The following is an 11,824-nucleotide window of genomic DNA, read 5'->3' as shown; positions in this document are numbered from 1 at the left end:
GTCGTCGCGGCGGGCGTCGGCGCCGCGCAGGGATTGTTGCGGGGACAGGGATTGCGCGGTGCGCTCGCGGGGGCGGTGGGTGGCCTGATTCCAGGCGTGGGCGGGCGCATCGCGTCCTCTATCCTGCGCGGCGACGGCGCGGATGACGACGCGTCGCTGGATGCGCTCGCGGACATGGCGGATGCGCGGCAGGTGCCTCCCGCCGTGGCCCTGCCGCTGGGCGCGGGGCTCGCGGCGCGGGTGGTGACGCGGCAGGCGGTGCCCATGAGCACCGCGCTCGGGGGCGCCGCGCAGGGCGTCCTGCGAGCGCGCACCCGCGGCGTGGAGCAGCTCCTGATGCGGCTCTGCCAACAGGCGCCGGGCACCGCGGGCCGGCGGCTGCGGCTGATGCGCCTCATCGCCCGGCTGGCGGCGGGGAACCTGCGCCTGCGCGGCGCGGGCGGCGCCATCACCGCGCTGCCGGGCGTGGTGCAGGGCGCGGGGCGCCGGGTGCTCACGCACGCGCTCCAGGTGCCTTCCATGGGCGTCGTCCCGCCGCGCCTGGCCGCGCGGCGGGTGCATGCCCGGCGGCACGTGCTGCGCCGCATCCCCATCGCCGCGGTCAGCGCCGCGAGCGTGCGCCGCGCCTAGGCCAATCCACACACGAAGTCTTCAGGACAAGGAGGAGTACCCATGCAACCGCAGCCTTTCGAAGAGGAGTTTTCGAGCCAGGGCGACGAGATGTCCGACCTGTTGGCAGAGGGCGAGGAGGGCTTCGAGGACGAAGGCATGGAGGATCCCTTCGAGGGCGAAGGCTTCGAGGCCGAGGGCATGGAGGAGGGCTTCGAGGAGAACCCCACCCCCATGGAGGACTCCTTCGAGGGCGAAGGCTTCGAGGCCGAGGGCATGGAGGAGGGCTTCGAGGCCGAGGGCTTCGAGGAGAACCCCACCCCCATGGAGGAGGGTTTCGAGGCCGAGGGCTTCGAGATGGACAACCCCAACGCCCTGGAGGACACCTTCGCGGACGCGATGGACGCCCAGGACGAGGACGAGTTCCTCCGCCGCCTGGCGGCTGGCGCGCGCCGCCTGGCCACCGTGGCCGGGCCCACCTTCCAGCGCATCCGCCGCAGGGCCATGCCCATCGCCATGCGGCTCATCCGCCAGGCCGCGCCCCGGCTGGGCGGCATCGCGGGCCAGGAGATTGGCCGCACCCTGGGAGGGCTGCTCCGCGCGGACGCCATGGACGCCTTCGCGGACGCCGCCGGGGACTACGCCAGCGACGAGGACATGGACGCCTTCAACCGCGTGCTGGGCGGGCTGGCGGCGCGGCACGTGGTCCGCTCCACCATGTCTCCCGCGCGCCGCCGGCAGTCGCCCCAGCAGGCCCGGGCGCTGGGACGCGCGGTGGGCCAGATGACGACGCAGCTCGCCTCGCGCATCAACCAGCGCTACGGCCCGCGGGCCCTGCCGGCGGTGACGCGCGTGGTGCGCCAGGTGACGCGGCTGGTGCGCCAGCAGGGCGCGAGCCCCCAGGCGGTGCCGCGGATGCTCCGCCGCATCGGGACGCGCGTCATCTCCAGCCCGCGCGTGGTGCGCCGCCTGGCCCGGACGAGCCCCGCCGTGCGGCAGCTGCGGGCGCGCGCGGGCCTGCGCCGGACGGGGCTTCGCGGCCGGCAGAATCCCATGATGGGAGGCCCCGGCCTTCGCCGGCTGCGGACCGTCACGCTGCGGGGGCCGGTGCGCATCATCGTGCGGTGAACCCGGGGGCGTGGGCGGCAAGGGGGAGGCGGGCACATGGCGGACACGCTTCAGCGGTTCCTGCGGGCCAAGGTCCAGAGCATCACGTTCCGGGCGGGGCGGCTGTCGCGCCTCACGCCGCAGGACGTGGGCATCCGGCCCCGGGACGTCCCCTACGCCCCCTCCGCCGCGCACTTCGCCGCGGCCAACGTCCGGCTGGGCGAAATCGACCGCGACGTGCGCCGCGCCCTGTCGCGGCTGAACGGCGGGCTGCACGACGCGCCTAGCCCCGACGAGGTGCTGGAGCGCAACGCGCTGCTGGAGCGCGAAATCGACCGCGCCCGCCGCGCCTACGGCCTCTTCTTCGACGTCTTCAGCCAGCGGGGCACGCGGTTCGCGCCAGCGCTGGCGGCCTGCGACGCCATCGCGGTGGACTGCTTCCAGGCCGTGCGGCAGGCCGCGCCGGGCCTCTTGCACGGCCCGATGCTCAAGCCGCTCACCTACCTGGAGCACGGCTTCTCCCCGGCCACCTTCCGGCGCGGCGTGTTGCTGAGCCGGCTGCTCGGGGAGCGCAACCCCTTCCCGCTCATCCGCGTGCCCTACGAGCGCGTGGAGGCCCCGTGGGGCATGGGCGTCATCCTCCACGAAATCGGCCACAACCTGCAGGCGGACCTGGGCATCTGGCAGGAGACGCAGGTGGCGCTCCAGCGGCGGGTGCTGCACGCCACCGGCAACCCGTGGCTCACGCGCCTGTGGGGCCGCTGGCACAAGGAGATCTTCGCGGACCTCATCGCGTGCCTGCTCGGAGGGCCCGCGTCGGTGCACTCGATGAAGGACTTCCTCGCGTACCCGTCGTCACGGGTGCTGACGTTCCATCCGCTCAGCGCGCACCCCACGCCCTTCCTGCGGGTGTTCATCCAGGCGGAGATGCTCCGGCGCATGGGCTTCCAGCGCCGGGCCTGCGACACGCGCGACAACTGGGACCGGCTGTACCGCGCGCGGCTGCCCTCCGCGCGCATCCCCCGGCTGCTCCTGTCCACGGCGGCGCGGCTCATCCCCCATGTCGTGGATGAGATTGCGTTCCAGCCCCGCCGGGGCCTGGCGCAGCGCGCGTTGGTGGACGTGGTGCCCTTCTGGCATTCGGATCAGGAGCGCATCGACCGGGCCGCGGAATCATTGGCGCGCGGGCACATCCCGCCGGGGCTTCCGCCGCGCCACGTGGTGAGCGCCAGCCGCGAGGCGCTCGAACGGAGGCTGGCCTCGCCCGAGCGCATCTCTCGGACGGTGCTCAATCATCTGGTGAAGCTCGGCACGCGGAGCGCGCGGACGCCGGGCGTGGGCGTCACCCTGGCCGCATGACAGGACCTCAAGGGAGGGACGATGTACGAGAACGTGAAGGGGAGAAGCCCCGCCGCATCCATCGAGCTGGCCTCGAGCGCGAAGTCGAAGTTCGACGAGTTCCTGCGCCGTCAGCTCGGCGTGTCCGACGCGCGTGACCCCAAGGCCGTGGTGTACGCGCTGCGCAAGCTCTACCCGACCACGGCCGCGCGCCTGGACGACGAGAGCCGCGGCCAGCCCATCCGCCTCACGGGCACGCCCGAGCCCGCCGCGGTCGTGATGAACGGGACGATGGACTCGCCGGGCCAGCGCCGGTTCCGCCAGGAGCGCAAGGCGCTGGCGGACGACCTGGAGATCGCGGTGAACCTGGCCTCCAACCGCGACTTCAAGGCGCCGGTGTGCGGCTGGCGCGACTCCATCCTCGCGGAGCTGGACGAGGGCGAGGCCGCGGCGAACCTGGCGGTGGACCCCGTGTCGCGCGACCGGGCCTTCTATTCCATCCGCAAGCTGGGGGACACCGCGCGCGTGGCGCGCCTGGTGGGCATGCTCAACCCCGCGGTGGTCCAGGAGTTCGGCCGGCTCGCGGCGACCCTCGACGACAACGCCACGCTCCTGCGCATCCTGGCGGGCGAGGCGCTCTTCCGCGCCGGCTTCGACAAGGGCGGCACGGTGTTCCAGGTCGCGCTCCAGGACCTGCGCCAGCGCCGTGAAGCGCTCATCAACTCGCTGGAGCAGCTCACCGCCACCTCCATGCAGGAGGGCTCCGACGACTGGGGTGACGGCCAGGCGTCCTACGGCAAGCTGCTGGATCAGCTGCGCGCCCGGGGGCAGTCGGACCTGCGCGCCATCGTCCGGCCGGAGGCCATGTCGCGGCTGTTGGACGTGCTCCTGAACAACGCGCCCCGGCAGAATTCGGAGGACCTGCGCGGCATCGCGTCCGCGGTGCCCGTGGAGCTCATCCAGCTGCGGCGCCTGCGGGACGTGGCCGGCACCCTGCTGGACACGTCCACCGTCGGCTTCTCCAGTTCCGGCGGCACCAGCCGGGGCGTCGCGCTGAACGCGAAGGTCCAGGGAGCCTCCGCGCCGCTGGCCGCCTTCGTGGAGTCGCTGACGCTCTTCATCGACGCGTTCGACCGGCCCAACGCCGGGGCGCGGCTGCTCAACCTGGTGCTCCCCGTCCCGCTGACCTTCCGGGACCTGACGGGCAAGGAGCAGGAGCTGAACGACAAGTTCCGGGAGCGCAACGACACCCAGGAGCTCATCGAGGACCTGCTGATGGACCCCAGCACGTCGGTGGAGTTCTGGAAGGAGCTGGCCCGGTTGGATCGCAAGCTCTACCACCTCGACCGGATCATCGACCTGTTCCTGCTGGACTACGACGAGGCCACGGTGCCGGGCGGCAACCGCGTGGACCTCCACGAGGAGATGATCGAGCAGTTGGACGACAACGTGGACGTCTTCAACGTGAGCCCGGCCTTCCTCCGGGAGCAATGCGGGCTGGAGGAGGACTCGCTGGAGCTGGCGAAGACGCTGACCCAGGAGGCGCCCGGCCAGGCGGAGGAGATCGAGGACGACCGGAACCACAAGTACGGCTTCCCCCAGGGCGCGCACTGCAACACCGGCGAGCCGTTCACGGTGCCGCCGCCCATCCGCGTCTCGCTGGACCGCATCGAGAAGAACCTGGAGCCGAACTTCAACCCGGAGGCCACCGTGGCCTCCTACTCGCAGGATGCGGAGTCGGGCGGGGCTCCAGAGGCGCCGGCCGCCACGCGAGGCAACGGGCCCAGCATGGACGACGTGGCCTCGCTCATTGAAAGGAGCCGGGCGCGCATCATGACGGACGTGAAGCAGCAGCTGGAGGCCCAGGGGCCGGAGCTGGCCCGGCAGCTGGAGCAGGCGTTCTCGGATCAGCTCAAGGCCGTGGAGCGCATCATCGCCGGCAAGGAGCGGCACGGCGCGGACAGCCGGCCCGCGCCGGGCAACGGGCACGCCAAGTCGGGCCACACGCGCCGCCACGTCCGCCACGCGCGCAAGCCGTGAGCGCGCGCACCGGACTGAAACCCATTCCTTCAACGTCATTGACCCAGGTGGCATGCCATGAGCATCGGTACGGCAGAAGCCCTTCAGCGGCTGTTCTCGCAGTGGAAGCGGGAAGTCCTCGCCAACGTCACGTCGGATGAGCAGCGCAAGGAGCTGCAGAAGCAGCTCGCGCTCCGGGAGGAGGAGCTGCTCGCCAGCGCCTCCGACGGCTCGACGGCGTCGCTCTTCTCGGACCTGATGGGGTTGGGCAAGGACGGAGCGCCGTCCTTCGACGCCATCAACAAGCCGCTGCTCGTCCAGGACTTCGACGAGTCCGTCATCGAGACGCAGCTCCACGCGACCGCGGAACTCTATTTCATCTACCAGCATGAACGGATGAAGGTGTTCCAGGTGGCGGGCGCGCTGCTGCGCCTCTTCCACGACGGGCGCATGCGCATCCAGCGGGGGCCCGGCGCGCGGGCGCTGTACCTGATGGAGAAGCACCAGCCGCTGCGCTACAAGCCGCGCGACCGGCAGCTCGCGTACCGGCGCGCGTTCAACTACGGCAGCCTGGCGGCGCCGCCGGGCGCGGTGATGTTCCGCAGCTTCCACCGCGAGTTCGTCGCCTTCGTGTCCGCCATCGCGCAGTACTTCCGCGACCTGCTGATTGGTGAGGTCATCCGCGGCTCGCAGCAGCTGAACGAGCGGCCCTTCGCGAGCCAGGCCACCATCCAGCGCCTGGGCACGGACATCCGCTGGCAGATCGACCGCGCCACCTACGGCAACATCCTGGCGCTCACGGTGGAGGTGGGCGAGTACCTCAAGACCATCCTCGACGCGCTGGAGACGCCGGACATCAAGAAGGCCTTCGACGCGAACACCAAGTGGGACGTGATTGAAGTGGTGTCGCAGCGCTACCTGGGCGGCGCGGGTGAGGTTTCGCAGCGCTCGAAGATGGCGGACGCGGGGCGCCTGCTGCTCAACTTCATCGCGGACAACCCGTTCAAGACGCGCGACTTCAGGGACTTCCAGACGGAGGTGATGCCGCTGGGTCCGGTGGCGGAAGAATGGATCGCCGCGTACCGGATGACGCCGGATGGCCGCGCGTTCCGGGGCGTGGCGCCCACCCTGCGCCAGACGCTGGGCGTCACCAGCCCCGCGCCGGCGATGCGATGAAAGAGGCAGGCACGGCATGGACATCACACTGCATCCCTTGATGGAGGCGGGGACGGGGGCCGCCTCGGCGCCGCGCACCAACGAGTCGCGGATGGTGGCCTCGGCGGTCGCGGGCCAGGTGTCCCATCCCCTCGCGCGCGTGTCGCCCTACCGCATTGGCCGGGACGGGGTGTTGCGGCTCTTGCCGGGGACCGGCGGCATCGTGCTCAACCGGCGCGTGGGGGACCGCGCGGTGGGGCTGGCGGCGGACCACATGGAGGCGGGGGTGTCGCTGAACAACCCCGGACGCGACGACGCGGGCCAGCGCGGCGGCTCCAACCGGGCGCTGATGTTCTATGCGTGCGTGGGCAACCGCGCGCGCGTGACCAGCGGTCCCGTGACGGGCGCGGTGGGCACGGTCGTGGGCAAGCACGGCGGCATCAACCACGTCATCGTGGACTTCCCTCCCGCGGTGAAGCGCCGGATGTGCATTGGGGACCGCGTGCAGTTGGACGCGTACGGCCAGGGGCTGGAGCTGCCGGACTTCCCCCAGGTGCGGGCGCTGAACCTGTCGCCCCGGCTGCTGCGGCGCTGGGGCGTGCGGACGCAAGCGGGGCGGCTGGTGGTTCCCGTGACGCACACGGTGCCGGCGGAGCTGATGGGGTCGGGGTTCGGGCGTTCGGAGGGCGTGCTGGGGGACCTGGACATCCAGCTGTCGGATGCGCGGCTGGTGCGCAGGCACCGGCTGGACGCGCTCCGGCTGGGGGACCTGGTGGCGGTGTGTCCGTTGGACTACCGGTTCGGGCCCACGCGGCGGCCGGGGGTCGTCACCGTGGGGGTGGTGGTGCACGCGGACAGCAAGGTCGCGGGGCATGGGCCCGGGGTGACGCCGCTGCTCATCTGTCCCTCGAAGTGCGTGCGGCTGGTGCGCCGGCCCCAGGCGAACGTGGCGCTCATCCTGGGGCTGCGCCAGAGCGTGGCGCCGCCGGCGGACGACCCCTCATGGCGCGGGGGGTAGGGACACGGCGCCCAGGCAGCGCGACACCATGGCCGCGCGGGTGTCCACGCCCAGCTTGACGAAGATGCGTCGCAGGTGGGCCGCCACGGTCCACGTGCTGATGTTGAGCTTCGTGGCGATCTGCTTGTTGCCCCAGCCCGCGCAGACACAGGAGACGACCTGCAGCTCGCGCGAGGTGAGCAGCCGCACGTCGGACGCGGGCGCGGGCGCGGGGCTCGCGGAGTCCTCCGCGGGCACCAAGTGGTAGCGCTGCCCGTTGAGGATGAGCTCGCCGGCCAGGACGCGGTTCTGCTCCTGGGGAGCCGCCGGGGCGCCGGGGTCGGGGACCACGAGCAGGACATGGCTCCCGGGAGGAAGAGGCGTCCGCATGGCGTGCGCTAGGAAGGATCCGCCAGCTCGGGAGTCGTGAGGATGCGCCAGACCTCGGAGGCGTCGCGCGAGCGTCCGGTGGCGCGCAGGTCCTCCGCGAGGCGTTCACCCGCGTGCTCACCCGCGACGGGCGGCTCCGGCCGTTCGCGTGCGAGCGTCACGAGCCGCGTGACGCCGCGGCGGCCGAAGCGAAGCTCGGAATGGAGGAGCAGGGCCAGCGCGCGGGCCGAGGCGAAGAGGCCACCGGGCGCGTCCACGGCGGTCTCCGCCTGGGCGCAGGAGTCGAGCATGGGGCGGAGCACGTGCGTGACGAGCGTTTCGAGCTGCGCCCGTTGAGCGCCGCGCTCCCGGCCGGCCCGGGCGAGCGCCGCGAGCAGTCGGGGGTCTTCGGCGAACAGGGCCAGGGCCGTGGCGTCGAACCCCAGCCGGCCCAGGCGCGCGTCGAACGCCTCGGGTTCATGCTGCTTCCAGTGGGCGAGCGCGGCGATGAGCGTGGGCCCTGACAGGGGCCAGGCGCCCCACCGGGGCTCGGCGCCGGACTGGGGCTCGGAGGTGACGGAGTCGAACGGGTGCCCGAACCAGGCGAGGACGAAGTCCAGGGCCCGGGCCTGGGGCTCCGTGAGGCCCAGGCCCATGAGTTCCTCACGCGAAGGCGCGCACGGGCCGCGCACCGCGACGGTGCCGCGATGGATGGGTCGGCCGCCGTCGTTGCCCAGGACGACTCGCGCGCCATCCGGGAAGGTGACCACGGGCCCCTGGAGCCGGAGCTCCTCGCGTGCAGCGCGGAAGGGCGAGTCCTGCGCTTCCGCTTCGCGGGACCGCGTCTCGGTGAAGAGGTCGGCTCCGGAGCGGAGGTGAACGTTCTCCTCCCGGGACGCGCGACCCGGTGCCGGCTCGGGATCCCTGAAGGGGTCCGCGCCCGAGCGCGAGTGATGATTTGCCTCACGGCCCGAACGAGCCGAGGCCGCCTCTGGTGCCGCGAACGGATCCGCGCCCGAGTGCGAGTGATGATTTGCCTCACGGCCCGAACGAGCCGAGGCCGCCTCTGGTGCCGCGAACGGATCCACGCCAGAGCGCGAGTGATGATTTTCCTCACGGCCCGAACGAGCCGAGGCCATCTCTGCCTCTCTGGATGGATCCGCGCCAGAGCGAGCGCGACGGCTTGCCTCATGGCTCGAACGAGCAGAGGCCGTCTCTGCCTCTCTGAATGGATCCGCGCCAGAGCCGAGGTGGCGGCTGGCCTCATGGGTCGAACGAGAAGCAGTCGCCTCTGAGGCGAACGAATTCGCATCAGTGCGCAAAGGGCGCCCCACTTCACGGTCCGAACGAGCAGCATCTGCCTCGGACGGAGTGAACGGATCCGCGCCGGACCTCGAGTGGCGATTTGCATCGCGGGCCGAGCGTTCCGATGCCGCCGGCATTCGGGGCGCATGTTCGCTGAACGGCTCCCCCTCGATGTGATGCTTCTCGCGCGCCGCGAGAACGGAATCGACGCGGGGACCCTGTTCGCCGAACGGAGTCGCTTCGCGGCGGCGTTCTTCACGGGCCGCGCGGGAAGCAGCAGAGGCTCCGCCCTGCGGCATCCGGACTCGGGGCGAGGGCGCGGAGAGCGAGCTGCGACCGGAACGTGGAGGGCGCAGTTCCTCACCAGAAGCAGAGGCTCCGCCCTGCGGCATCCGGGGCAAGGGCGCTGATTCGGCGAGTGGGCTGGAGCCGGACCGTGGAGGGCGCATGCCTTCACGTGCGGCGTCAGGGGCGTCGGATGCAGCAGAAGGACGGGACCTCGATTCAGAAAGCGGCGCACTGTCAGGACGCGCAGGGCGCCCTTCCCCCCTGGCCGCACGAGAAGAGGAATGCCGGCGGGGCCTCTGTTCGGCGAAACGATCGGCGTCTGGACGAGGAGGACGCAGCGGCGCACTCGCTGTCCCCGATGAGTCGTCTTCCCTCGTGTAGGCAGGAGGCCTGGAGCCGGAGTCGCGACGCGATGGACGCAGCTCCTCCCGGGCCGCGCGGGAGGAAGCAGAGGACTCACCCTGCGTCGTCCGGCCGCCTGGGCCAGGGGCCTCGAGCGGCTCGTCGCCAGAGCGAGCAGCGGCTCCGGAAGTGCGCGGGCGTGGCTCCGGCGCATCCTCCCGTGAGAAGGGAGCATCCCGTTCGAGGTCGGAAACCCAGCGCTCCAGGAGCGACATCACGCCCTGGGAGGCAACGGGCGCACGGTTCCGCTTCCGCCCCGAATCATCACCAGCCACGGCAACCTCCCCTGAGAACAATCCTGCCCACGCACAGTAGGAATCGCCCTCGCGCAGGGAAGTTCGACCCGGGGCCGGGCTCCACGGTTGAGTTCAGGATGGAGGTGCCACGGCGGACCGCCAGGACGACAGTGCCGTCATCCCGGAAGGCTGTCTCCACGCCAGCTCGCCTGCTCTCGACGCGTGCTCAGAACAGGCGCGAGTACGTGGACGGAGCCCCCGGCCGTGGCGTCCAGCGCTTCGCGTCGCGGGGCAGCCACAGGAGTTGGAAGGCCTCGGCACGCCCTTCATAGCGAAGGGTGTGCTCGCCCCGGGACAGCGTGAACGCAGGCGTGGTGATGCGCTCGCCATCGATGAACAGCGCGCCGGTATCGAGCGTGCTCGAGGGCTGGACGAAGTAACGGTCGGCGCGCACCGCGAGGAAGCGCTCCTCCAGGGCGCCGGAGCCCGAGGGCACGCGGTAGCGCTGCCCCCACAGATACAAGTCACCGTCGTAGGGCTGGTAGTGCGCGTCGAGGAAGCGGCGCAGCGCCGGAGGAAGGCCGGAGGTCCGCAGGTCATCCACCCGCAGCACACAGCCCTGCTCCACGAGCACCCGGGGCATCTCATCGGACAGCAGGCCCGCGAGCGAGCCGCGCAGATACGCGTCCGTGTAGAAGTAGAAGTGGGCGTGCGGACGGCTCACGTAGCCCCCTGAGTTGTCGTAGACGACATCCTCCGGCCCCGTGAGCGCCGCGATACGAGCGAGCACCTCGCGCTGCCGCGCATTGCCTCCGCCATCCAGCAAGGCCTCCACCCACGCGGCCTGGACGACGAACAGGCCGCCCAGCCCGGCAAGCCCCAAGGTCCGCACAGCGGGAGTACGCAATCCCGAGAGCACGACGAGGACGCCGCGCGCGGCGAAGGGCGCGAGCACGCCCAGGAACGGCAGCAGGCTGTACGGGAACGGAGCGCGCTGGAGCGCATAGGCGCCGAAGGTCGCGGGCACGGCCACGAACAGGAGCAGGTCCGGAGTGCGCGGGTGCTTCAGCAAGCGAAGGAACGTGGCGACGAACCCGACAGCGGCGAGGAGGAAGAACGCGGGTTGAGCCTCCAAGGCTGGCACCAGGTATTCGCGCCACGAGAAGCCCGGGTAGTGGCGCTGGTGTTCGGAAGCCCAGACGAAACACCACCGCCACCATGCGCCCCAGGAATCCGTCACCGTGAGGTAGGTGGCCACCGCGCTCGTCGCAACGGCGACGCCCGCGAAGAAGGCGCGAGGCGCGGCGATGAGCGCGGCAGAAGCGTTCTTGCGCCGCAGGAGGTCCGCCAGGAGCACCACGGTCACGAGCCCGCCGAAGAAGAGCGCTTTCTGGGAGCCCCACGCCGAGGCAACGAGCAGCGCGCCCGCCAGGAACGACGAGAGGAAGGAGCCGGGCTGTACGGCCAGCGCGGCGAGTGCGCCCAGGAAGAGCGCGGCGGTGAGGGCATCCGGACGCACCTCGGTGGCGAAGTGCAGGAAGCCCGGCGAGCAGAGCAGCAGCACCGGAGACAGGAGCGCGGCGATGCGTCCTGCCCGCCGGTTGAGGAAGAACACGGAGACACACGCCCCCGCGAGCGGCACGAGCATCGCGGCCCGAAGCGCGAGCACGTTGCGCGGATCATCTCCAAGCAGCCGGAACAGAGGCGCCAGCAGTTGGTACACGAGTGGGAAGTGCACCTCGAAGAAGTCGCGGTAGGGCACCTGCCCGTGGGCCATGAGCCACGCGGCATGGGCGTACTGGAACTCGTCGATGCTGAATGCCTTGTGCAGTGCGAGGCGCGAGGCCTGGAGCGCGAGCACGCCCAGGACGACACCCAGCCCCCACCGCAAGGCCCGGGGCTCCGTCATCAACGCCGTCATACCGCGAAAGCAACCCCGGCTTCAGAACCCATGGAGCAGAGGTCCCGTACCGCCAGGCCCCCCTGCCCCCCATTGTGC

8 protein-coding genes and 1 pseudogene are annotated in these 11,824 nt (G+C 71.5%); 6 read left to right on the top strand and 3 right to left on the bottom strand.

Annotation, left to right across the window (positions count from 1 at the left end; translation table 11 throughout):
- The 6 genes and pseudogenes from D7W82_RS34895 to D7W82_RS34870 all read left to right on the top strand — a co-directional run.
- Nucleotides 1–630, top strand: a pseudogene (locus D7W82_RS34895) (hypothetical protein); the annotation flags it as partial.
- Nucleotides 631–672: 42 nt separating this feature from the next.
- On the top strand, nucleotides 673–1,737 hold the full coding sequence (locus D7W82_RS34890; RefSeq protein WP_120622437.1) for a hypothetical protein: 1,065 nt from the start codon (nucleotides 673–675) through the stop codon (nucleotides 1,735–1,737).
- A gap of 36 nt (nucleotides 1,738–1,773) precedes the next feature.
- A complete protein-coding gene (locus tag D7W82_RS34885) occupies nucleotides 1,774–3,075 on the top strand; it encodes a hypothetical protein (protein ID WP_120622436.1) in 1,302 nt (433 codons plus the stop codon).
- 21 nt (nucleotides 3,076–3,096) lie between these two features.
- Nucleotides 3,097–5,094 (top strand): hypothetical protein, encoded by a 1,998-nt coding sequence (locus D7W82_RS34880; protein ID WP_120622435.1) that lies wholly within the window; start codon nucleotides 3,097–3,099, stop codon nucleotides 5,092–5,094.
- Between the two features lie 57 nt (nucleotides 5,095–5,151).
- Nucleotides 5,152–6,249 (top strand): hypothetical protein, encoded by a 1,098-nt coding sequence (locus D7W82_RS34875; RefSeq protein WP_120622434.1) that lies wholly within the window; start codon nucleotides 5,152–5,154, stop codon nucleotides 6,247–6,249.
- Between the two features lie 16 nt (nucleotides 6,250–6,265).
- Entirely contained in the window at nucleotides 6,266–7,246 is a 981-nt protein-coding gene (locus D7W82_RS34870) for a DUF4438 domain-containing protein (protein ID WP_120622433.1), read from the top strand.
- Here the strand turns inward: D7W82_RS34870 and D7W82_RS34865 are convergent.
- From D7W82_RS34865 to D7W82_RS34855, 3 genes are all read right to left on the bottom strand, one after another.
- The gene (locus D7W82_RS34865; protein WP_233588122.1) at nucleotides 7,229–7,576 is read right to left on the bottom strand and encodes a response regulator transcription factor; all 348 of its coding nucleotides are present in this window, start codon (nucleotides 7,574–7,576) and stop codon (nucleotides 7,229–7,231) included. The genes D7W82_RS34870 and D7W82_RS34865 overlap by 18 nt on opposite strands.
- Nucleotides 7,577–7,623: 47 nt before the next feature.
- Complete coding sequence (locus D7W82_RS34860; RefSeq protein ID WP_120622431.1) at nucleotides 7,624–8,364, bottom strand: hypothetical protein; 741 nt, start codon at nucleotides 8,362–8,364, stop codon at nucleotides 7,624–7,626.
- Between the two features lie 1,687 nt (nucleotides 8,365–10,051).
- Nucleotides 10,052–11,734: a glycosyltransferase family 39 protein gene (locus D7W82_RS34855; RefSeq protein ID WP_233588121.1), complete on the bottom strand. Its 1,683-nt coding sequence runs from the start codon at nucleotides 11,732–11,734 to the stop codon at nucleotides 10,052–10,054.
- Between the last annotated feature and the right edge of the window lie 90 nt (nucleotides 11,735–11,824).

It is taken from the genome of Corallococcus sp. CA049B, assembly GCF_003611685.1.
Classification (GTDB): domain Bacteria; phylum Myxococcota; class Myxococcia; order Myxococcales; family Myxococcaceae; genus Corallococcus; species Corallococcus coralloides.
This window is presented reverse-complemented; position numbering and strand designations above follow the sequence as displayed.